We start from the raw sequence: 21,852 nt of genomic DNA on the forward strand, positions 1-21,852 counted from the left end.
GGCGCGCGGCATCGGATCGCCGGCCACTTTTCACAGCTTGAGCCACAACAGGACGAACGAAATTCGGCCCCGCCGCACGTGCTGCGGTGAGGCCGGGACTTTATCGAATTGCCGGCAGCTTGGCACTGCGCCGGCGGATCAGGTTGCCTTTTCAGGCTGTGAGCACGGCTCGAAGGTTACCTTCCGATTGAAGCGCAGGTCAACTGCCCGGCTCCTGACCGAGGAGGCGTCCGATGCCTGCACCGTTGCCGCTCACAGAGTTGCCGCCGTTTCGCCGCCGCATCGCCCTCCCTCACGGCTACGAGGTCGAGTTCGCCGTCGGCTCCTCCGGCCTGAGCCGCAAGTGGTATCCGACCCGCCCTGTCATCCGCTCAAACCGCGCCCGCCGCCGCCTCCTGTCTGCCTACCGGGAAGCGCGCGCCAATTTCCTGCGCGACGTCGCAACAGGGCTCGGCGGCACCGTTGTCGTGGCCGACACGGAGGGCGCAGTCGATGTCGTCGAGCCGGAGACGCGGCAATGATCGATTTCAAGCCGCCCGACACCGACGTGATGGAAGCTGTGCGGCTTGTGCGGTTTGCGCGCAATGCTCTGCACGCGGCAACGCTGAAGCTCGATGACGCCGGGTACACCTGCGCGGCGCTCGACGACCTCTACTGTGACTGTGCAGGCCTTGTCGCCGATTGGGCTGGGCGCAGGCCCCAACCCGTTCCCGAGCACATTGTCCGCGCGGCTGTCGAATATCGCCACCGGCACGGCAGGAGCTACTGATGACACGTGACGCCGACGAGGATTTCTGGGATCAAGACGAGTTGCAGCCGTGGGAGATTGAGAGCCCGCAAGGGGTGAGGCTTGAAGATTTCTTCGCTTACATGCCGCAACACCGCTTCATCTTCGCCCCGACCCGCGAGTTGTGGCCGGCATCAAGCGTAAACTCTCGTCTGCCGCCGATGATGGAGAATGGAGAGAAACTAAGCGCATCCGCATGGCTTGACCGCCACCAGCCGGTAGAGCAACTAACATGGTTTCCCGGCGAGCCGATGATCATCCGCGACAAGCTGGTCGCTGAAGGCGGGTTCATTGACCGCAGCGGCTCGACCATCTTCAATCTATACCGGCCACCCCGTTTACTGCCGGGGCGACCAGAGCTTGCGGGTCCGTGGCTCGATCACGTCCGTAGGGTCTACCCTGAAGACGCGGAGCACATAATCCGTTGGCTTGCGCACCGCGTGCAGAAGCCGGGGGAGAAGATCAATCATGCGCTGCTGCTCGGTGGCCCCCCCGGAATCGGCAAGGACACTCTTCTGCACCCGGTTGTCTATGCCGTTGGCGCGTGGAATTTCGCCGAGGTGTCACCGCCGCAATTGCTCGGTCGTTTCAATGGCTTTTTCAAAAGCGTCATCCTAAGGGTCAATGAGGCGCGCGACCTCGGCGAAATAGACCGCTATGCCTTCTATGAGCACTGCAAGCCGTTGACGGCGGCTCCGCCGGAGGTGCTGCGCTGCGATGAGAAGAACATTCGTGAGCATAGCGTCCTGAATGTCGTCGGCGTCATCATTACGTCGAACTATCTGACTGACGGATGTTATCTGCCCCCTGATGACCGACGGCACTATGTCGCCTGGTCCAAACTGCCTGCCGCTGGCGAGCCGGGAGCGCTCGACAGCGACTACTTCCAGAGGCTCTATCGTTGGTACGACGAGGGCAGCGGCAACCGGCATGTGGCTGCCTACCTGAGGGAATTTGGTCTATCTGACTTCAATGCCAAGGCACCACCGCCGAAGACTGCCGCATTCTGGGAAATCGTTGACGCAAACCGTAGCTCAGGAGAGAGCGAATTTTCGGACGCCATCGACAAGATGACCGAAGGCAATGGGGGAAGGCCGCCGATCGCCTTCAGTACCGACAAGCTTACCGCGCACCTGCCGGAGCCGCTCGCTACATGGGTGCGAGACCAGAAGAATCGGCGGATTGTCCCGGTAATTCTCGAAAAGATCGGATACGTGCGGGTGCAGAACCCGCACACCGATAATCACCTATGGAAAATCAATCAGCGCAGGCAGGTCGTGTACGGTCTCCGATCCCTGTCGGAAAGAGCCCGGCTTGATGCGGCAATGGATCTCTACAGCAGCGGCGAAGCCTAGCACTGTTGGCACTGGTGGCACTGGTTCTCCAACTCGCGTGTTTTGTATGCGGCGGTACAAATCCGCTGAGATGACAGATCACTGCCACCAGTGCCAGCACTGTCGGATGAGCCGACCCCTTGGAACCCTGCCGACAAGGCCGAGGCGTTGGCCTCCTACGCCCGGCAGGCCGACGACGACACACTGCTGGATTACGCCATGCGGGTGAAGGCGCGGGCGGTCAGGCGGGCCGGTGAACTGCTCAAGGAGTTCGACGCCAGACCGGCCAACGCGGCAAAACAAAGTAACGGCGACGGCACTTTGATTTCCCAGCGTGATGCCGCCGAAGAGGCGGGCATGTCGAAACGCCAACAGGTCACCGCCGTGCGGGTCGCCAACGTGCCGAAGGCCGAGTTCGAGGCGGCAATCGGTGGCAACCATCCGGCAACCCGCCTGTGGCCATCACTAGACGCGCCGCACGTCCCGGATGACCTCTTGATGCATCTGTTCGCCCGCCTGAATAGCCCATTGGCCGAGGCTTCCGACAAAAGGGTTTGTCCGGTTTTATCCGTCTTGCACGCCCGACTACGACAGGTCTTGATAGGCGAACCTAGGAGGAGAGGAAGCTAGGAGGAGGACAGACCATGCCGGAGATCACCACCTCGTCCCTCATGCCGGTCAGCGGGCCGCCCACTGGCTCGCAAAGCAGCCGGTCGGAAGCGTGCCAAATACCTTGCCGACCCTGATGGAGCAGTTCAAGCTCTCGGCGCCGGACGCCATGCGAGCTATCAAGCGCGCCCATGTGTTGCGCGCCGCCTCGGCGCGCAGGCCAGCGCCTTAATGCGACGGGGCGCCAAGACCGTGGCGACAGCCGCGCCGTTGAAGTAAGCTTTCGACCGCAAGAGGAGGTGCACATGCCGTCCGATCAGGAACTCTTCGCGAAAGGGTTAGCGGCCTACCAAAAGGTCGTGAGCTTGAATTACATGGCGCACAAGGAGGTCTATGACATCCTGCGGCAGGTTCTGTTGACCGAAGCTCCTGATCAGTTCGTGTTTCTAGACGTCGCCTGCGGCACCGCCACTGCCTCGGCAGAGGCACTGAAGGGCTCCAATGTCGGGCGCTACATTGGGATCGACATTTCACAGCCATCGCTCGACGTGGCCCGGAAAGCGCTAAGCGACCTACGCTGTCCGGTTGACCTCCGCTGTCAGGATTTCGTTGACGCGTTCGACGCGTGGGACGAACCTGTCGATGTCGTGTGGATTGGCCAGTCCCTTCACCATCTCCGTTACCCAAGTGAAAAGCAGGCCTTGATGCAGCGGGTTCGATCTGTGCTGCCGTGCACCGGGCTGCTCCTGATCTGGGAGCCAACCTGTCTTGAGGGCGAGGACCGCGAAGGGTGGTTTGAACGCTTCGAGCTTTTGCGCCCGGAATGGTCGATGGTTACTGACGAGGAATTTGCTGCCTTTGATAGCCACTGTCGCGCGTCGGATTATGCCGAGACTTCGGCGACATGGATGGCAATGGGGCGCGAGGCAGGTTTCGAGCGGGTAGACGAGCTTCTGACGGTACCGAACCAGTTGGCACGGGTTTATCGATACAGCCACTGACAACGCGGCGAGGGCACCGCCGGTGTTAATCGCTGTGGCGTCAGTCGGGTGACTGCGGTATTCTGACACCACCATGCCGAACTCCAAACTGAACATAAGGCACGAGCGTTTCTGCCACGCCCTTGCCGAGGGCCTCCCCCAGTCCCGCGCCTATATCGAGGCTGGCTATGCGGCGCGCGGCAATGCGGCTGAGGTGGAGGCCTCGAAGATGGTCAGGTTGCCTAAGGTTGCCGCCCGTGTTGCCGAGCTACAGGGCAAAGCAGCAGAGCGGGCCGTCGTCACCATCGAAACCATCGCTCGCCAACTCGATGAGGATCGCCAGCTTGCGCTTCGGGAGAAGCAGGCTAGTGCAGCGGTGGCCGCCACCATGGCATTGGCCAAAATCTACGGGCTTGTCATAGACAAGCAGCAAATCGAGCAGACCGTCAGGAAACCGATGCGCGAGCCGAGCCAGGTCAAGCAGATGACTTTGGAGCAGTGGCAGCGCCGCTTTGCGCCGAAGCTGACAGAGCAGCAGCCCGACGACGGCAACGACGCCGCCGAACCGGAGAAGGCGGAGCCGGAGCGCGAGGTTGGGATCATCGACGCCATCCGGCAGCACAAGGCGAACAGACGGGCGAAGTCGGGTTCGACCTAAGTTGCTTGGACATCGTCGAGAACGCCCCGCAAAGGCACCTCGCGCGGCCATAGACGCCCGCTCGGGGCCGGGCGGAGTTCCGAACCTCTCGAAGGGCTTAGCGCCGCTCCAAAGGCTACCCGGCAGGGTCAACGTCACTGCCCGCTGAGTCCCAGTTGCGACCTTTCTTCCGACCCCGACGACACCTTGTAAAGTTTACATACGAGCGTATACAGTCCTTACAATCATGCAAGGATGTCGCCCATGAAGCCCGCAATCGCCTATCTTCGCGTCTCGACCGACCGTCAGGGCAAGAGCGGCCTCGGCCTCGATGCCCAGCGCCAGTCAATCGCCCGCTTCGTCGAGGCCGAGGGGTTCGAGGTCGTCGGCGAGTTCGTCGACGTCGAAACCGGCAAGGGAGCCGATGCGCTCGCCAAACGGCCACGGCTTTCGGCAGCGTTGGCGGCAGCCAAGCGCAACGGCGGTTGCCCGGTGGTGGTCGCCAAACTGGACCGGCTTTCGCGCGATGTGGCGTTTATCAGCGACCTGATGTCGAAGAAGGTGCCGTTCATCGTCGCCGAGCTTGGCCCCAAGGTCGAAACTTTCATGTTGCACATCTATGCGGCGGTCGCCGAGCAGGAGCGCGCGGTGATCAGCCGGCGCACGAAGGAGGCTCTGGCGGCGGCCAGGGCGCGCGGCACCGTGCTCGGCAGCCCCGACCTTGCCCTCGCTCGGCAAAGGTCGCGGGAGGTTCGCGGGATACAAGCCGACGCCTTCGCGGCCAATATCCTGCCGATCATCCACGACATCCAAGCGAGCGGGGTCAAATCCCTGAGGCAGATCGCGGTGGCGCTCAATGCGCGCGGTATCGCTTCGGCGCGCGGTGGAACGTGGACAGCTGTTCAGGTGACGGACATCATCAATCGCGATGCTCGTTTGAAGTCCAATCCGCATCAGCCAGCTGCTGCTGAGCCGCAAGATGGGGCCGAGCCGGGATCGCGGACACCACTCGGCTCGCGCTGGTAGCAGAGGTCAGGACAACTGAACCGAAAAGCCAATGCCCGGAAGCCCGGAATGGATCGAACAGCTGGACCAGCAGGACATCGCCGACTTTGCCGCCATCCATGGCGAAGAGATCATGGCAAAGGCCGGGCGCGAGCGCGACGCCGATGGCAACTGGAGCGAGGAAGACCTCGCTTGGCTGTGGAAGGTCGGTGCCGAGCGCATCAGCGCTTCCTCCCAAGGTAATTCATGTTGTCCAACCACTGCTGATTGGCACGCTGGGCGACGGTCTGCCTCTCGAACGAATATTCGTTGATTGGGCCGGGCTCGTTCGGCGGCGCGTCGTGAACACGCCGTGGCACCACGCCCCGGTTCATCGGCAGGCGGGGGTGGGGGTGGCTGCAGGGGCCCCTATCCCGGCGCACGGGCCGCGTCTCGGAAACCATCATGACCGGGAAAATCGTGCCGGCTGGATGTCGGCCCGTGATTGCCATGCGCTGCGACATTTTAGCGTTCACATTGTTACACTCTTGTAACTTTACGTGAGACCTGCAATGTGCCGCCCGGCTTCGAAAAGCACCGATAGCCAGCATCTCCACGCTGAGAATTTAGCCGAAATCGGCTTTGGCCGGTCGCGCGGCCTTGCAACCGCGCCTGACGATGGCTGCTCACTAAAACCGGGACAATCCTAATGAAATTACGCCTGACTATCGCCGCGCTTGCGGCAAGCCTTGCAATCACCGGCTGCATGTCAACGGAAGAACTCGCCGCTCGCAATGATCAAATCTGCCGCAGCTACGGCGCTCGGCCCGGCACAGATGCCTATGTCAATTGCCGCGTCGGGCAAGACCAGAGGCGGGTCATGGAGGAGCAAGCTTCGGCGCAACGGCAGATGGCATCTCAGCAGGCATACTGGAATACGGTCACCGCAATGCAGCGGGCCGGCACGACCTTCACCTACTAAGCCCGCCGCTCAATGCTCATAGAAGCGTTCTGTGCCAAGGCACGGATTGGGCAGCTGCGCGCTGTTAATGGATCTTGAAACCGGCGTTGACGAGTATAGCGTCGAAGAAGGCTGGCGAGCCTCTTCGGGCCATGTAGCCGATCCCGTGGCAGGGCCAATGATCGAGGAGAAATCGCAGCAAACGAAGCCCGCGAATACGTTGTCGAAGCCGCTGGCGGCTTCAGACCGCTGACATCGATGCAGCAAGCGCGGAAGGCATGGACGTCCCAAGCATCGCGTGACGGGCCCAACATAATCGACCCCTGCCCGGCCTCCGGCCCAACCCCCTGGACGATCACGGCCCGCCCTTGCTCCAGTCCTGCAGGTCTTCAGGCAGTTCGCCCTCGTCCCACTCATCGGGCAGGTCGAGGCCTGCCCACATAAGGTGGTTCATGGCTCAGTTATTCTTCTCCGGCGGGATCAGCTGGTCGACGCGCGCCCAGCCATCAAGCTGGCGCTGGAGGCAATCTGCTTCCTTGCTGTAGTCGGGCACGTTGCCATCGACACCGCCGGCTTGCCCATAGCACCACATCAGGATCGGCATCCGCTTCTCGACTGGCACGTTCTTCCAGTTGTCCTCCCGAACTTTATTGACCCAAAGTCTGTAGGCCTGCTTTTTGGCCGCCTCCTCGGCGGCGGCTCTGGCAGAGGCCTCATCAGCGGCCTGCTGGACCTTAGCTCTGGCGGCGTCTATGGCGGCCTGCTGGGCGGCGGTCAGGGGCGCGGCCTTGTCGGCAGCGAGGGACTTCATCAGCTTGTCGACGCTGAACTGCGGTGGCACCGGCTCCTCGGCGTGGGCGCTGGCGATAGCGCCAGCGAGCAGCAGGATGGCAAGAACAGTTTTCATGGGGGTCAGTCCTCCTCGTTGTGGGTGGTTTCGTAGTCATCGTTGAGATCGACCTCTCCTCGACTGGGCCGGCTCCTCAACATCGTCCTCATCGGCATAAAACAAATATGCGCAAAACGTCGAGATAGCCCGACGGTCCAGCGCGCCGGGGCAGTCCGGCACCATCAGCCCGATGGGGGGTGGGTGTGGCTGCTCGATTTCAGAGCCCCCAGTCTTCCACCCATGAGGAGAAGGCTTGCCGACGTGCAATCGCTTTGGTAGACCAATCCCTGCATCCAGAGAGGGCCCCGGCCCCGCCAACCAGCTTTGACCGGCAACGGTGGTGAAGACGATGTGGCCCTCAATGGGCAACAGTAGGTCTCAGCCCTCCAGATGCACGTGTGAACTCTGGGGGTTCTTATGCTCTCAAGGCGAGGTTTTCTGATTGGCGCGGGCGGCCTGCTCACAGCGGCATTCGTCAAGCACGCGCGAGCGTTCGTTGGTAGAACTGGCCAGCCCCTGCTCGCGTCCCCGGCGCAGGTCGCCGAGACCATGTGCTGGTATGACAGTGGCGAGCAGGGCTACCTGCTGACTGTCGGTCAATGGACCTTCTGCCCCTCGCCGCCAACATGGCGGGAGTTCTTTATCAGCGAGGGCATCGCACACGAGGCTGAGGTCGAACACAGCGCCATTTGGGAGGAACACGGGGTCGACCCCGGGGATTACGACTACGACGTCGACGGATTTTTCTGGGAGACCTGGTTCGATCTTGAGACGGGTCCGACTGGCAAAGCCTACCGCCTGCTGAAGAAGCTGGACCTAGGCCCAAAGCTCGGGCGCAGGAGCGATGAGCCGCATCTGGTGTTCTGCGAGGGTGACGTCGCCAACGACGACAGCCGGTGGGTCGATGCAAGGGACCAACTCACGCTATCCCTCCTGCAGGTCGGCTGATCGATCTGAAGCTTCCCATCCGCATTACGGAAGGAATTTGAGGGGGCGACATGATAGACGACGAACCGACGCCGACAGCCAGCGCGCGGAGCCCGGGATCATACCTTACACGTGCCGGTACTGCGGCTGGATCACCACGGTGCCAAGCGAGGCCGAGGCACGTCTCTGTATGCGGTGTGTTCGTTTCGAGGGTGACGTGCATCCGGCGATGACCGGAGCGCGGATTGCGGCACACAACGCCCGCATCATGGGCATGATCAAGAAAAAGGACCAAGGCTAGGGCGATCCTGCATAGTGCGTAACATACCTGATCGCCCCGGGGCGGTTGCCCGAAGACGGGGCCGGGGCACGATGTGGGGCCTCCATAATCCGCACGTTTTCGCTTTTTTAAAGCTTTTTGGGAGATTGGCCGCAAGGCTACCGAGGCCGCACTCTTCACCTGTATTGGCATCCGAAGCGGCAGAAATATCCACTTAGGCGTGCCCCGATTGACAGGCCAATCAGAAATGGATGGCGGGACAATTTCCCAAATTCGGCGCTAACGACAGGCCTGAGCCTGTCCACTATAGCTTGTGTTTGCCGCCGGTTTCGCGGGCAAAGGCCGCCACCGAAATGGTAGGCACCGAAGGGATAATCAAAATGAGAAAAATCCTGATCGCCGCACTGTCGATACTTATCCCCGGCTTACACCAAACGGGCCTTTCGTTCGCTACTTGCCTGCCAGCAGAGCATGGACAAGGCCAGCATTGGCTCAGCCGATCAATCCGTCTCATACTAAGATTTCACCGGCAGCTAATCTCGCTGAATTAATACACACGCGGTCTTAGCGACCGCACAAGGGGAAAATACTGATGGCCGTGAAGCACAGCCTCGACTGGAACGGTACCCAGAACATCGTCGTCATTGACAACACCGCTAACGGCGGCCACGTCGAGATGACGCTGGCGGAGTTCGTGAAGCTCGCCGACAAGGTCATCACCAAGACGTTCGAGCCGACCAACCCCGGCTACCGTAAGTCGTTCCGGCTGCTTCCTGCTCTTGCTGCGGCCAGATAGGTGCAGCGGGCCCGCTCCCGGTGCTGACGGTCGACTTCAGCCGCCTGCACCGTCACCTCCCCGCTGCTGAGTGAGGAACAGGCCTGCCACATGACTTACGTCCCGCAGAAACCCACCTCGATGCGCGATGTCGCCGGCTACACGCTAATGCAGCGCGCCCGCGCCACCAACACCAAACGCCCCGGCGGTCGCGATCCACGCGTCGAAATCTGGCACCACGCCTCCGACACGCTGAAGCACGTCGCGCCCAGCTGGATGGCGGCCATCGACTGGGCGAATGCCAATCGGGCAATCCCGAAGCTGACGAAGGTCTGGCCGCATCGCGAGCATGGCTAGCAGCGAGACGAAACCACAATGCTGCGGACACCGCTCGGCTCGCGCTGGTAGCCGGTACGGCAGCTGGACGACCCCGACCTGGCCCGCAGGGGTTTGCCCGAAGGCCGGGGGTGGGTCGAATGTGGGGCCCCTCTTTCCCGCACATTTTCGGATGTTGGGGGTTTATCGACATCCTGATGGGAAGGCCGAGGCTGATGAACGACGTTTTCAAGGAAGTGGCCGCGTTGGTCGACAATTTTGATCGGCGACTGAAGCGCATCGAAAATGATATCGCGCGACTTCTAGAGATCATCGAGCAAATGAAGAAGCCAGCCCCTGATCTTCGTGAACCCGAGAAACTTACCTATAGGCTTTCAGACGTTACCGAGATTACGGGTATCTCTAGGTCAATGCTCTATAAATTGTTTAGCGAAGGCAAACTGCATGCGAGCAAATCGGGAAGGCGCACCTTAATCCTTGCGACCGAGTTGGAGCGGTACTTGCGGGAGGTGTCCTGATCAACGGTGGCCAACGGAGCAACTGCCTCGGCTCATCGGCAAGCTTTGGACCAATTTCCCTGAACTCGCCATCTCCAGAACGCCCAACTTAATGGCTCAGGGCGTTTATGTGCCCACTTCACCACACCTTCTGGGTTCCAATGGCCAACTGACCGCATTGTCAGCAGATAGCATCTGACCATCTCTGCGGCCTGCCACGGCGATGTTATGGTCGGCAGGATCGGCAGCCAGGAGGACATAATCCATGCCCGCGATCACCCGCCGTACTCTTCTCGCGCTGACCGGCGCGGCGGTTGCCGTCGACCCGGTGTCCGCTGAGGTAAGGGTCTCGCCTAAGCTGCAGGCACTGATCGCGGCGCACGAGGCGGCCTATGCAGCATTCCACCGCATTGTTAATCGAGCGGCGAGCAGCAGGGATGACCGCGCTAGAGCTGACCGGAACGAACAGGTGGCGCTGCTGGCCATCTGTGGCCAGCAATCAGCCGAGGCAACCGCCGGGCCAAGGCCGAGTACCTGTTGGCCGTTGAGGACGGGGTGAACTCGACCTGGAAGAGCACATGCAGGCCATCCTGCACTCGATGATGCGGGGCTGAAGGCGCGGGGGATCAGGCGAGCCGGTGAATAGCTGAAGGAGTTCGACGCCAGAGGTCACCGAAAAAATAACGGCGACGGCACTTCTTCCCAGTGGCAGGCCGCGAGGAGGCGGGCATGTCGAAGGATCAGCAGGTTCAGGCGGTGCGGGTCGCCAACATCCCGACAGCCGAGTTTGAGGAGGTGGTCGACGGTCCATCGGCGCCGACCATCACCAAGCTGGCCGAGGGTGGTGAGGCACCCGCACCACCCAGCGCGGCATCGAGAACAACCACCATCCCCTGACCCATCCGCTCAGCACCGCTGCCCGAGACCTATCAGGAGGTGCGCAAGGCGCTCGCCCGGTGCGTCCGCGTCGACGAGTGCAGGCATTGGTCGGCGAAGGCGCAGGCGCTGGCCTCCTATGCCCGGCAGATGAATGACGAGAGCTTGTTTCGGGCGGCGCGGCGCATTCAGGACCGGGCAATGATCCGGTCGGGTGAACTGCTGGCCGAGATCGAGGCGGAGAACGGCAAGCGAACAGACCTCGAACCTATTTCCACGAAGGAAACAGGTTCACCCCGCCAACAAGCCGCGAAGGAAGCCGGGTTCAGCCCGAAGCAGGCCGCCGATGCCATTGCCGCCGCCAGGGTGCTAGCCGACGAGGCTGACGCACTGATCGAGAGCGACGATCTGCCGACCGCTTCAAGGCCACCTCGAGTTGGCACGCACGTCCCCAAGACGGGCGGGCGGTTTGCCCGAAGGCCGGGGGGTGGGTCCGAAGCGAGCCGGGAACCGTTCTGCCTATTTCTCGTCTACGATGACCAGTTCTCCTGAGACTATTTTGTCTCTGACTAGCTTAAATTTTGCAGTGAACTGTTCGCCAGAATGGGGGCTGCGTACGATAACTCGACTATTCCGGCCAAGTTTTCTGGGGTTGGTTTGGGGCAGTACTGTTGCCCGAGGAGTTTGCAATATCGTCTCTCGCAAAACCTGCTGCGCCATCTCAGTAGCCGATTTAATCAAATTCCCGAATTGGGACCCGCTCTCATCCAGCATAGCGCTATGCTCAGCTACGATCGACGTCAGGTACTGGGCGGCTCGCCTTGATCTTGGTCTATCACCAATCTGGCGAGCAGCATTCATATCTTGATATGCCGCGACAAAACCAACAATCGCCCGGTCGGGCGTCACGGTACCCAAGCCAGCACGGATTGCATCCATAATCTCGAACGCCTTTCCAGATTTGTTGCCGGCTACGAGCGCCTGCGCTTGTGTCAGTAGGAACAAAAGGTCTTCATCGGGCAGAAATTGGTCCGAATGTGCTACCCTAAGTGCCAGCGCCATAAATTCCCTTAGCGCCCGCGAACGGAAATGGACCGGTCCGGACTGAGATATTGTGCGAAGTGACTCGAGACGATCATTTAATATTATGGCTTCGTCAGCGTGAACCTTTCTCCAAATGAATGTTGTAAGCCCAGAATGAAGGTCTTCCGGCAACAATTTGATCAAATCCAGAGAAATTCTAACAGAATTAGGCCTCGATCTGTCTATATTAAAACTAGATTTTATAATACGCTCTATCAAATCATCGCGTCCTACCCCCCCAAGCAAAGACATTAGTTCACCAATTCTAACGTCGCTCGAATCTAGGTCTGAGAACGTGTTTATTCTCTTGTCTTTTGTCTCCGCTATGATATCTACTGCTTTCTCCAACAAGAATATATCTTTTGGCTCCTGCCCAAACCTGAACATACGCCCAAGAATTGCCGGTTGCTGTTCTTTTGGGGCTACCGACAGCGCGGTCTTTAGATTTCGTAAGGCCGATACGGTATTTCCTTCGCGGGCCTCGATGGTGGCAAGTGAATATAGGATTGCCGCAAAAATGCGGGTTTCGTCGTCGTCGCCTAACGGCGGCTCACTCGCAATACCGTTGCCAAGTTTGCGCCCTTCCTCCCGACTTTCAGCAGTGTCCTCTGCAGCGAGCGCCGCTATCAAACCGGCCTTTGCAACGTTGGCCGACTTGGTTTCACTGCGTACGACCATGCGGTAGGCTGAGATAGCGGAAATCCTGTCTCCGGAGCGTGCGAGCGCCGTCGCGTAGTGATAAAGCGCTGCCATCGACCGTTCCGCCTCAGATGGACGATCCACAAGGTTCTGAAATTCTAATACAGCTTCGTCGTGCCTGTTAAGGTAGAGCAAGGAGAGTGCTAACTGATACTGGCTGTCGTAAGGCAGTGTGTCGGCGGCCTCGTCCTTGAACGAAGAGATTAATCTGACGGTTTCTGCATAGGCGCCGAGTCGGAATTGATCAGCGGCGACCCTGAGTGGGCCTCTTTCGCGCGCGGCAATTGTTGAGAGCCACTCATCAGACAAAGCCGCGTCTATGATCGGATTCTTTATTACCGGGCGGCCAGCTAAATCATAAGTAGTTATTCCCGATAGATAAAGGGCCGATCTAGTTTTCGGATCGATGTCCTCGACGTTACCCCACCTGATTGAACCTATCGCAGCCCTTACACTGCTGTCTGATTCAGCAAGCACCCTTATGTGGTCAACCGGAGCTCTGTCAAATTGTCGCAGATAAAGCTTTTCTACTACATTGCTCACGTCTTCGACGCTCACTTCGACCTGTCCAAGCCCTATGTCTTCCAGCTCCGAAGTGACATCCCAGGTCATCCTCGGATTGCCGCTCGTAACACGAAAGACTTCTTCAATAACGGAGGAGGTAAAGGCGCACCCGGCGTTGGCCATAAATTTCACAATTTCGCTTTGTGAAAAATCCTTCAAATAAATCTTCTCGCCAATGTTAAAAGGTGAGATACTCCGATCCTTTATAAGCTCCGACGGTTCTGCAACTCCGGCGAGAATATAGGTCAATCTTTCATATTCCGAGTAATTTACCCTAGAAAAATACATGCTACGGATTTGAGAGAAAAGACGATCTGAATACGATGTAGAAACAACTGAATCGATCTCGTCGAATATTATAATCAATTTTCTCGGAAATATCTCCCGCAGAATCTCCAGAAGACTTAGTTCATACTCGCGATGTGGCTCAGCTATCCCCATCTTCCTGATGGCTATAATCGAATTTCTGGTTGCGTTTTGCCACGCGCCCTTTCCGTTAACAATCGAGTCTATCAGGTGACGAAAAAAGGATGATACGTCATCGATCCTAACCGACAGGTCAAAGTATGGGACAACGTCCCCCTCGGCCTCTCGCTTCTTCTTGATGTGCAAGAGGAGATTGGTCTTTCCCATTTGCCGCGCTTCCAGCACATATGGCGGACGCGCCATTGCCAGAACAGTAGATTCCAATTGACGGTCAGCTTCTCGGTCGACGTACAAATGATCAGGAATAATCGCTGACGGACGAAGCTTCTTCAAAACTTGTCCTCCGCTTCCAGTCGCCTAACTCGATCAGGTAGGCTCTCGCCTGTGTCTCTTCGATCGCGCAGGTCACGTAACACATGTTTTACAAATCTCGGCATCCCGTTCGCCGATCGGATGACGCTTTCGTCGTCCTGTGCGCTGAGCGAAATTCCGGTAGGTGGCTTTATCAAGCTCAGCAACCCGCCGACCTCATCTACTTTCCACCGGTTGGCTCTGACGAAGCTGATCCGCTCCCTCACCTTGCTATATCCTGTCGGAATAACCTTGTCAGGGTTGGCTATCGACGTGAAGACAAATCTAACTTGACCACTGAGGGTGTCATCCGAATCAAAATGAGACGTTATATTAACAGCCCCTACAATGAAATCTAATAGCCTACTATCTGTCACAGGTATTTCTTCGACCAAGAAGCATCTCACAGCCACGTTTGAGTTTGAGATTGCGGATTTAAGATCCCAAATCAACGTAGGTATGTCATCGGAGCTTCTGGCGTAGGTTCCTGTCTCCAACGCGATCGCTTCACGAAGAAAAGCCGAAGTCGGGTTTGTGTCTGGTGACAAATAACCACTTAGCATAATATGCTGCAGCTTCCACCCAGAGCGGATCACCATCCGTCTTACAAGGGAAGTCTTACCCACCCCGCTATCACCAGAGATCCAAACGGGAGCACCAAGAGTGGCCCGCAATATATAGTCGTCGTCAGGCCGTTGTAAATAATACTGTTCGTCACTCAGGTGATATATGTCAAATAGCGGATCGGCGATTCGTGCAACCGAATTTCCGTTACTTTTTATAGAAGGAGAGGTTGGCCCCGCTGTGATAAAATTCCTAATAATCTTGTAAGATATGTCGTCATAATTTGATGGCCTAACTATTGAGAAGTGGTCGCACGATGGGATCAGGCTGTGCTTCGGACCGATTAGGGTGGGTAGGGCGCTTTCTGGATACACTACTGCATCCGCCCCGCCGGCTGCGTAATGAATCTCCATTCTTTCGTCGATCTTTAGTAGCTTCCAATCTTCGTTTAGCGAGGCTAACGCGTCGGCATCCGGACTTAGCTGCTTCAAATGACGATTATGCGGACTTAGGAGTTGACCAATGCCGGCCATATCCGAACCGCCGGATGGAGAGGCTAAAAGAAGGGCCTCAATGGCGGGGAGCTCGTTGCCTGCCTTTACTTGGTCCACGATGTACTTGCGTACGACAATTCCGCCCAAGCTATGAGCGACGATCTTAATGCGAGAACGATCAGCGTGGCTTGTTTGAATTGTCGTGCGAAGGCCTGCCGCCAGTTCGGTGATATTGGCGGTGCGTCTAAGGAAGCTGGGAAAATACGTTGATGGAAATTCAAAGGCGTCGATATCCCAGTTGTCTAGATTTTGGTCTCTTTTAACGAGTTCGAAAAGAGGCCCCCAAGTCGTTTTGGGACTTCCAAAAAGCCCGTGGACAAATAGGATCAGGTCGCGATTTTCCGCTGGCGTACTGCGCATTACTGCCGGCGGTTTCGCAAAGCCAAGCCATTTTATCATTTGACCCCACCCCAGGTGCGCAAAGGCTATTCTGCGCTCTGTAAGAATTCAACTCGAAGTTGATGGACTTATAGAGATTCGTGCGAGGATGAAAGTACGCCGGGCTTGCACCCGCGGAGGGTTGCACGACTTGTCTGTTAAGCCGAACGGCCATCCCTTTATCGTGATTTTGCAAGCACGTCGGGGTCGGGTCGATTCCAGCTTAGACCCCTGTGATCATCGGCCAGCCCCAACCCAGCTGGGAGCGGCAAATTTAATGCTTCGCCGTAGGGCTTTGCCTATGGAAGTGTTGCTCGACGAGTCAGATGGGCTAGGGTCCTGACGTCCAAGGCGTGGCTGGAAGCCAATTAAGGCCGTCTGAGTGCGGATTTCCTTGATTGCTAATGGCGGCTCCACAGATGGCCGAAGGCGTTTGTTTGGCCTCGCACACGGCACGCCAAATGGCCGGGCCGGCACGGTTCATGGCAGTTTTTGCAGCGGCGCGGCTGGCTTGCCGAGAACGTTCATTGCATCTGCGGCTTTCTGTGCACCTTGGCGACCGAGCGCCTCGGCTCTTGAAACATAACGATTGGGCATTGCGAGCCCTTTCCACCCGTAAGCCTGTCGCAATTCGAGCAGATCGGCACCGTTGACCGCCGACCACGTTGCCGAGCTATGGCGCAAGACATGCGGCGTGATCCGGTTAATCTCAGCTTCGGCGCAGAGTGCGTCGAGCACGGCGCGAATGCGCTTGTAGGCCATAGGGAACCGCCCGGCACGACCACTAAACACAAACCCAATCCGGTGTTTTTGCCGATCGATGATAGTCGCGGCATCGGTCGAAAGCTGGCGTGCCTGAAAACCGGTTTTCGTCTGGATGTGCGCCGTCAGCCGGGGGAGTTCCACCTCTTCCCATCGCAACAAGCGGGCTTCGGAAACCCGCCAGCCGGAAATGAGCAGGAAGCGGATGAGATCAATCATCGCGTCGTCAGCGGCGCGTTTTTGCAGCACGGCGAGGAACTTGGGTAGGTCTATTTCATCAAGCCATGCTTCGCGCGGCTTTTCCTTGTTGCGCTTGATGCCGACAACGGGGTTGCCGACGCACCAGGCTTTCGCCTTCGCATAATTCATCATGACCGACAGGACAGCCAGCGAGCGGTTAGCGTCGGTCGGGTTGCGCCGTTTCTTGCGTTTGAAGTCCGACACCAGATCGGGCGTGACGGTTGCGATCTTCACGCCCTTGAAAAAGGGCGTCAGATTGCGCCGGATGCGGCCACGGTAGTCTTTTTGCGTGCTGGGTGCCTTCTCTTCGATATGGTCGGTGTCAAAGGCCGTGACCAATGTTTCCCAATTCGGCGCATTTTGTCGGGCTCGACGGATTGCTTTTGGATCGTCACCAGTGCTGACGGCTTTCAAGATGGCGATTGCCTCACAACGTGCGTCTTCGACGGTGAAGATATTCACATCACCAATCACGATGACCTTTCGACCGCTGTTGCCAATGCCCTTGTGTTCAACTTGATAGGTTTTGGTAAGCCCACCACCTGCCATCCGGCGAATGCGTAGCTGGAAGCCGGTAAGCTTCCGGTCGCGGAAGATTGCATTGTTGCGCCCATCGGGAAGACCGGTGCGGCGAACGAAATCGTCGCTGATGAGGGGAAGCCTTGCCATCTGTGGTGGTCCGAGATTTGGTCCGACTTTTGGTCCGACTTTCGTCGTTTTCTGTAGTATACGGTCATGCCGGTTGATGCTGAAAAATACCGTCGAAGGCCTTAGATTACAAGGGATAACGAGAAATAAAGCGGGATGACCGAAAATCGAGATCGAGAGACTTAAAATCCCTCGATCTCTGATCGTACGGGTTCGATTCCCGTCGTCCGCACCAGCGACAATTTTCAGATCGCCGGATAGCCGGCACTCAAGCCGGCATCGGGTTCAGCTTCAAATGCTGAATCAGGATAATGGTCTTGGCATCGATGATACGGCCGTCGGCAATGCCGGCCAGCGCCTCGTCGAGCGGCATTTCCAGAACCTCGATGTCCTCGCCTTCGTCCGCCGCGCCGCCGCCGGCCGAGATGCGATCGGCGGGCGAATAGCGGGCGATGAAGAACCAGAGCCGTTCGGTGACGCTGCCCGGGCTCATATAGGGCGAAAACAACCGCTCCACGTTCCGCAGCCGGTAGCCGAGTTCTTCCTCCGCTTCCTTGCGGATACAGGTTTCCGGATCGTTTTCGTCGAGCAGGCCGGCACAGGCCTCGATCAGCGGCTCGCGGTGGCCGGTGACGTAGGCGGGATAGCGGAACTGGCGCACCAGGAGCACGGTCGAACGCGAGGGATCGTAAGGCAGGATCACCGCGCCGTCGCCGCGATCATAGGTCTGGCGCACCTGCGTCTCCCACTGTCCGTCACGCCGGCGGTAGTCGAGGACGGTCTTCTTCAGGACAGCCCAGTCATCGGAGAGGATTTCCTCCGAACGGATGCGAACGCGATCTTCCATCATGGTCTCCATGCTATCGGGTCGAGGCCTAGCCGCGAACCGGCGTTTCGGCAATGCCCTCAATGATTGGTCCAGAAGCCGGTTCACCGCCTCGTGTCTGGCGTAGACTCGATCGGTTGCCTAAATAGCGGCTAACCCCTCCCCGGAGCCCCTTTTCATGACAACATCGCTTTTCCAGCCGATCACCCTTGACGGCCTTACCTTTCCCAATCGCATCGCTGTCGCGCCTATGTGCCAGTATTCGGCCGAAGACGGTTCGGCCAGCGACTGGCATCTCTACCATTGGATGAACCTTGCCATGTCCGGTGCCGGCATGGTCACGGTCGAGATGACCGATGTCGAGCGGCGCGGACGCATCACGCATGGTTGCCTCGGCCTCTATTCCGAAGACAATGAGGCTGCAGCTCGCCGGGCGCTGGATGCGGCAAGACGCGTCGCCGCTCCGGGCACCAAGTTCGGCTCCCAGCTTGCCCATGCCGGCCGCAAGGCCTCCAATCGCAAGCCGTGGGAGGGCGGCGGACCGCTGCAACCTGATGAGGACCCCTGGCAGACCGTGTCGGCGTCGGCGATCGCCTACGACACCGGCTGGAACGTGCCACGCGCGCTGGAGGAGGAGGAGATCCTGCAGCTCATCGAACGCTTCGCAGACGCGGCAAGGCGGGCCGAACGCGCCGGCTTCGACTTCCTCGAACTGCATGCCGCGCATGGCTATCTGATTTTCCAGTTCCTGTCGCCATTGTCCAACCAGCGCACCGACCGTTGGGGCGGCTCGCTGGAAAACCGCATGCGCCTTGTCGTCGAGATTGCCAAGGCGGTGCGCAAGGCAACGCCAAGACTGATGCTCGGCGCGCGGCTGTCGGTGAAGGATTGGGTCGATGGCGGCTTCGACGTCGAGGACGCGATCGAAGTGGCGAAAGCACTCAAGGACGCGGGCGTCGCCTATCTCTGCTGCTCGAGCGGCGGCAATTCGCCGTTGCAGAAATTGCCCACCGGCCCTGGCTACCAGGTGCATCTGGCGGAGGCCGTGCGCAAGGGTGCCGGTATTCCGACCCGCGCGGTTGGCCTGATCGACGATCCGAAGCAGGCCGAAGCGATCGTTGCCGACGGCCGTGCCGACATGGTGGCGCTGGCACGCGCCTTCCTGGCCGATCCGCGCTGGGGATGGCGTGCGGCGGCGACGTTCAGCGAGACAATCCACCCGGCGCCGCAGCTTGCGCGATCGGTGACCACCATGCAGCACTGGATGAAGGCGGCGGGCTGATCGGCCCGTTCTCCCGATACCGGCGACCCCTGGCTTTGGACAGTTGCCCCGCTTCAATTCTCGCCGCAAGCTGTTACGTTGGGTGAGGCTGCGGCGGGCGTGGTCGGGCTTGGGAGGAAATCATGGCGTTCAAGGCATTCTTGCCGGTTGCGGCGCTGACCGTTGTGGCCGGACTTTGGATCGGCACGTCGACGCCGGCCGGCGCACAATATTGCGAGGGCACGGTGCACGGCCTGTCCGGCCGCTACAATCTATCGACCGGCAGCGGCTTTCTTGCCGTGCGGACACGGCCGAACTCGTCGTCGCGCATGATCGGCCAGTTGTTCAATGGCGATCATACCGAGATCTTCGACCGACGCGGCAACTGGTATCAGGTCGAAATCGGCGGCAGGACCGGCTGGGCAAACGCACGCTGGCTGCGCAACGACTGCGGCTACTGAGCGGCTGTTTTCGAGTCGCTCCCGGTCGGATGGCAGCCTCCAAACAGGCTCTGAGACGTTTGGGCGCACGCTGAAGGCCACGTTTGCAACCAAATTGGCTGCTTTGCGTTGCGGCCATGATGGACAACAAACCTTTTGAAGTGCCGGTCGTCGTCGAACTTGGGCACGTCGGCAAATATCGCCATATCCGCAGCGCCCAGGAGGCGGCGGAATGCCTGATGACCGTGTGGCCGCTCAATCGCGGCCCGCGCCATCGTGATGCCCTCGACACTTGCCTCAAAGTGCTGGAAGGTTATCGTTCGACAGCGGATGCGCGCCGGGCGCTGATTGAAGCCGCCAAGGAATCGGAAGTTCTGGTGCCCGACGACAAACTGCCCGACGACCGGCTGCACTGAGCGGACGGACCTTTCAACCGGAGGTTTTCATGGCGAAGCTGACTTATAAGATCGTCGAGCATGACGGCGGTTGGGCCTACAAGGTCGGAGCGACGTTCTCGGAGACGTTTCCCACCCATCAGGACGCATTGCGCGCCGCCGAAATCGCTTCGGCCGAGCAACGGATCGCCGGAGCCACGGACGGCATCCAGTACGAGGATGCCGATGGCGAATGGCATGAGGAACTGGCCGACGGCCGGGATCGGCCTCAGACAGAGGTTTCCGACTAGTTTGGGATCTACAGTCAGTTTTTGGCATTGAGCGGGACGCCGGCCGCGGACGTCCGGAGAGGAAACGCTCCGCGGCCAGCAACCGCCGCGTGGCCCTATTTGCCGCAGTACCGATCGTTGACGTTCAGCCAGCCCGGCATTGGCGTCTGGACCGGGCGTGTGATCGGCACATGGGCCAATCCCGCCGGTATTGCCCAAAGTGTTCAACCCGGAGCCATCCGCACTGATACTACCGGTGGTGTTGGGATCGACAGTCGTCCGGTCTTCATTGCCGAACAACCACCAGCTATGGTTTGGAATAGTTGCTATCCGACGACGGCGCCATCGCCGCTGTGGCAAGACCGATCGTCAGGACGGATGCTGCGAGTAGTTTTGTGTACATTTTGAATTACTCCATATCTTCGTCGTCTTGGGTGCGACACGGGGTAAAACCCGGCATTCAGCCGAATGGTTCCTCGAAATTGTTGTGAAGCCGGTTTGATGTCGGCTTGGAAAACGCACGTGCCGCAAGGCGTTTGATGAAGGCAATGACCCGGTCCGGCTCGCTGAATTGAGGCATGTGGCCGAGGCCGTCGACAGATTCGAAATCAAGTGTTTCGATCTTGCCCTGCATTGGCTCGCCGTGGGTACGGATATCGATGACGCGGTCGGCCGTTCCGAAGAGAATGCCGGCCGGCATGACGATCTCGCCATAGCGCTGCTCGATGCGGCCGAGATCTTGCTCGACCGCGACGACATCGGAGGACGTGGCGTAGAAATGGGTTGGCCTCAGCCCGAGCCATCCACCTGCGTCGACCATGTAGTCGGCAGGAAAAACCCGCGGCGCGAAGATGAATTCCATTGTCGGCCGCGCATATCGGAGACTTGTCGGTATCGCCATGGTGTAAGCCATGATCCAGCGCAGCGGGCGTGAGGGGATATAGAGCAAGCCGGACTTTTCGCGCATGCCGGCTTCCAGATGGGTCAATGGCGCCAAAAGCGCGATGCCGGAAATCGCCTCGGGATGCTCCACGGCCAGGGTCAGCGCGACGGCGCCGCCCAGCGAGTGACCGACCACCAGCGGCCTTTCCAGCCCCAGGGCTTCAATGAAGCGTCGCACGATCTCGGCCTGTTCGGGCAGCCGACCCGTGGCGCCGCGCGCCCGCACCGAATAGCCCGACCCCGGTCGATCGAGCGCGATCAACCGGTAGCCCGGACCGAACCGTTCGAACAGAGTGTGCCGGAAATGATGGAGCTGGGCGCCAAGCCCGTGCACGAAGACGATCGGTCGCCCCTCGCCCTGATCGACATAGTGGATGCGGTTGCCGTCGACCTCGATGAATTTTCCGACCGGCGGCACCAGCCTTTCAGCCTTGGCGGCGATCCACAGCGTCGCCAGCACCAGACTGGCGATCCCCAGGACCGCCAGCAGGAACAGCGTGCCCAGAAGCCATGACAGAATCGGCAAGATCATTGTTCACCGGACCAGAACCCGCATGAGCTTAGCTTCCTCCGATCCA

The 21,852-nt window shown here is 59.2% G+C and carries 26 protein-coding genes and 1 riboswitch; of the genes, 20 read left to right on the plus strand and 6 right to left on the minus strand.

Annotated features, from left to right (window positions below; translation table 11 throughout):
- The first annotated feature begins 233 nt into the window (after nucleotides 1-233).
- From NKH03_RS13605 to NKH03_RS13645, 9 genes are all read left to right on the plus strand, one after another.
- Complete coding sequence (locus NKH03_RS13605; protein WP_352968764.1) at nucleotides 234-521, plus strand: hypothetical protein; 288 nt, start codon at nucleotides 234-236, stop codon at nucleotides 519-521.
- Nucleotides 518-769: a hypothetical protein gene (locus tag NKH03_RS13610; protein ID WP_352968765.1), complete on the plus strand. Its 252-nt coding sequence runs from the start codon at nucleotides 518-520 to the stop codon at nucleotides 767-769. Before NKH03_RS13605 ends, NKH03_RS13610 begins: the two co-directional genes overlap by 4 nt.
- Complete coding sequence (locus NKH03_RS13615) at nucleotides 769-2,142, plus strand: primase-helicase family protein (protein WP_352968766.1); 1,374 nt, start codon at nucleotides 769-771, stop codon at nucleotides 2,140-2,142. Before NKH03_RS13610 ends, NKH03_RS13615 begins: the two co-directional genes overlap by 1 nt.
- 147 nt (nucleotides 2,143-2,289) lie before the next feature.
- Nucleotides 2,290-2,751, plus strand: coding sequence for a hypothetical protein (locus tag NKH03_RS13620; protein WP_352968767.1), 462 nt, complete (start codon nucleotides 2,290-2,292; stop codon nucleotides 2,749-2,751).
- A 284-nt stretch (nucleotides 2,752-3,035) separates the two neighbouring features.
- Nucleotides 3,036-3,731 (plus strand): class I SAM-dependent methyltransferase, encoded by a 696-nt coding sequence (locus tag NKH03_RS13625; RefSeq protein WP_352968768.1) that lies wholly within the window; start codon nucleotides 3,036-3,038, stop codon nucleotides 3,729-3,731.
- A gap of 73 nt (nucleotides 3,732-3,804) precedes the next feature.
- Complete coding sequence (locus tag NKH03_RS13630; protein ID WP_352968769.1) at nucleotides 3,805-4,368, plus strand: terminase small subunit; 564 nt, start codon at nucleotides 3,805-3,807, stop codon at nucleotides 4,366-4,368.
- A 243-nt stretch (nucleotides 4,369-4,611) separates the two neighbouring features.
- Nucleotides 4,612-5,373 carry a recombinase family protein gene (locus tag NKH03_RS13635; protein ID WP_352968770.1) on the plus strand — a complete coding sequence of 254 codons (762 nt, stop codon included), beginning with the start codon at nucleotides 4,612-4,614 and terminating at the stop codon, nucleotides 5,371-5,373.
- 31 nt (nucleotides 5,374-5,404) lie between these two features.
- Complete coding sequence (locus NKH03_RS13640; protein WP_352968771.1) at nucleotides 5,405-5,665, plus strand: hypothetical protein; 261 nt, start codon at nucleotides 5,405-5,407, stop codon at nucleotides 5,663-5,665.
- Between the two features lie 375 nt (nucleotides 5,666-6,040).
- Entirely contained in the window at nucleotides 6,041-6,313 is a 273-nt protein-coding gene (locus NKH03_RS13645; protein WP_352968772.1) for a hypothetical protein, read from the plus strand.
- Nucleotides 6,314-6,749: 436 nt separating this feature from the next.
- Here NKH03_RS13645 and NKH03_RS13650 read toward each other — a convergent pair whose 3' ends face one another.
- Complete coding sequence (locus NKH03_RS13650; RefSeq protein WP_352968773.1) at nucleotides 6,750-7,199, minus strand: hypothetical protein; 450 nt, start codon at nucleotides 7,197-7,199, stop codon at nucleotides 6,750-6,752.
- A 266-nt stretch (nucleotides 7,200-7,465) separates the two neighbouring features.
- Nucleotides 7,466-7,564, plus strand: a riboswitch (SAM-I-IV-variant riboswitch).
- A gap of 34 nt (nucleotides 7,565-7,598) precedes the next feature.
- On the opposite strand from NKH03_RS13650, the gene NKH03_RS13655 reads away from it, so the two are divergent.
- From NKH03_RS13655 to NKH03_RS13685, 7 genes are all read left to right on the plus strand, one after another.
- Nucleotides 7,599-8,129, plus strand: coding sequence for a hypothetical protein (locus NKH03_RS13655; protein WP_352968774.1), 531 nt, complete (start codon nucleotides 7,599-7,601; stop codon nucleotides 8,127-8,129).
- A gap of 851 nt (nucleotides 8,130-8,980) precedes the next feature.
- The gene (locus NKH03_RS13660) at nucleotides 8,981-9,184 is read left to right on the plus strand and encodes a hypothetical protein (protein ID WP_352968775.1); all 204 of its coding nucleotides are present in this window, start codon (nucleotides 8,981-8,983) and stop codon (nucleotides 9,182-9,184) included.
- A 90-nt stretch (nucleotides 9,185-9,274) separates the two neighbouring features.
- Nucleotides 9,275-9,520 carry a hypothetical protein gene (locus tag NKH03_RS13665; RefSeq protein WP_352968776.1) on the plus strand — a complete coding sequence of 82 codons (246 nt, stop codon included), beginning with the start codon at nucleotides 9,275-9,277 and terminating at the stop codon, nucleotides 9,518-9,520.
- A gap of 194 nt (nucleotides 9,521-9,714) precedes the next feature.
- The gene (locus NKH03_RS13670) at nucleotides 9,715-10,017 is read left to right on the plus strand and encodes a helix-turn-helix domain-containing protein (protein ID WP_352968777.1); all 303 of its coding nucleotides are present in this window, start codon (nucleotides 9,715-9,717) and stop codon (nucleotides 10,015-10,017) included.
- A 244-nt stretch (nucleotides 10,018-10,261) separates the two neighbouring features.
- Entirely contained in the window at nucleotides 10,262-10,555 is a 294-nt protein-coding gene (locus tag NKH03_RS13675) for a hypothetical protein (RefSeq protein WP_352968778.1), read from the plus strand.
- A 170-nt stretch (nucleotides 10,556-10,725) separates the two neighbouring features.
- Entirely contained in the window at nucleotides 10,726-10,893 is a 168-nt protein-coding gene (locus NKH03_RS13680; protein WP_352968779.1) for a hypothetical protein, read from the plus strand.
- Nucleotides 10,894-10,932: 39 nt separating this feature from the next.
- The gene (locus tag NKH03_RS13685) at nucleotides 10,933-11,424 is read left to right on the plus strand and encodes a hypothetical protein (protein WP_352968780.1); all 492 of its coding nucleotides are present in this window, start codon (nucleotides 10,933-10,935) and stop codon (nucleotides 11,422-11,424) included.
- On the opposite strand, the gene NKH03_RS13690 is transcribed toward NKH03_RS13685, so the two are convergent.
- The 4 genes from NKH03_RS13690 to NKH03_RS13705 all read right to left on the minus strand — a co-directional run bounded on the left by NKH03_RS13690 (nucleotide 11,392) and on the right by NKH03_RS13705 (nucleotide 17,988).
- A complete protein-coding gene (locus NKH03_RS13690) occupies nucleotides 11,392-13,977 on the minus strand; it encodes an AAA-like domain-containing protein (protein ID WP_352968781.1) in 2,586 nt (861 codons plus the stop codon). The genes NKH03_RS13685 and NKH03_RS13690 overlap by 33 nt on opposite strands.
- Nucleotides 13,974-15,512, minus strand: coding sequence for an alpha/beta hydrolase (locus NKH03_RS13695; RefSeq protein ID WP_352968782.1), 1,539 nt, complete (start codon nucleotides 15,510-15,512; stop codon nucleotides 13,974-13,976). Before NKH03_RS13695 ends, NKH03_RS13690 begins: the two co-directional genes overlap by 4 nt.
- A 459-nt stretch (nucleotides 15,513-15,971) precedes the next feature.
- Entirely contained in the window at nucleotides 15,972-17,162 is a 1,191-nt protein-coding gene (locus NKH03_RS13700; RefSeq protein ID WP_352968783.1) for a site-specific integrase, read from the minus strand.
- A gap of 247 nt (nucleotides 17,163-17,409) precedes the next feature.
- Nucleotides 17,410-17,988: an NUDIX domain-containing protein gene (locus NKH03_RS13705; RefSeq protein ID WP_352968857.1), complete on the minus strand. Its 579-nt coding sequence runs from the start codon at nucleotides 17,986-17,988 to the stop codon at nucleotides 17,410-17,412.
- 157 nt (nucleotides 17,989-18,145) lie between these two features.
- Between NKH03_RS13705 and NKH03_RS13710 the strand changes: the two genes are divergently transcribed.
- The 4 genes from NKH03_RS13710 (at nucleotide 18,146) to NKH03_RS13725 (ending at nucleotide 20,353) form a co-directional block, all read left to right on the plus strand.
- Nucleotides 18,146-19,249 carry an NADH:flavin oxidoreductase/NADH oxidase gene (locus NKH03_RS13710; protein WP_352968784.1) on the plus strand — a complete coding sequence of 368 codons (1,104 nt, stop codon included), beginning with the start codon at nucleotides 18,146-18,148 and terminating at the stop codon, nucleotides 19,247-19,249.
- A gap of 122 nt (nucleotides 19,250-19,371) precedes the next feature.
- The gene (locus tag NKH03_RS13715) at nucleotides 19,372-19,689 is read left to right on the plus strand and encodes an SH3 domain-containing protein (RefSeq protein WP_352864130.1); all 318 of its coding nucleotides are present in this window, start codon (nucleotides 19,372-19,374) and stop codon (nucleotides 19,687-19,689) included.
- A 116-nt stretch (nucleotides 19,690-19,805) separates the two neighbouring features.
- Nucleotides 19,806-20,084: a DUF982 domain-containing protein gene (locus NKH03_RS13720; protein WP_352629032.1), complete on the plus strand. Its 279-nt coding sequence runs from the start codon at nucleotides 19,806-19,808 to the stop codon at nucleotides 20,082-20,084.
- 29 nt (nucleotides 20,085-20,113) lie between these two features.
- Complete coding sequence (locus tag NKH03_RS13725; RefSeq protein WP_023759465.1) at nucleotides 20,114-20,353, plus strand: DUF2188 domain-containing protein; 240 nt, start codon at nucleotides 20,114-20,116, stop codon at nucleotides 20,351-20,353.
- A gap of 439 nt (nucleotides 20,354-20,792) precedes the next feature.
- Here NKH03_RS13725 and NKH03_RS13730 read toward each other — a convergent pair whose 3' ends face one another.
- Nucleotides 20,793-21,806, minus strand: coding sequence for an alpha/beta fold hydrolase (locus NKH03_RS13730; protein WP_352968785.1), 1,014 nt, complete (start codon nucleotides 21,804-21,806; stop codon nucleotides 20,793-20,795).
- Between the last annotated feature and the right edge of the window lie 46 nt (nucleotides 21,807-21,852).

The sequence above is a fragment of the Mesorhizobium sp. M1406 genome, assembly GCF_040317555.1.
Classification (GTDB): domain Bacteria; phylum Pseudomonadota; class Alphaproteobacteria; order Rhizobiales; family Rhizobiaceae; genus Mesorhizobium.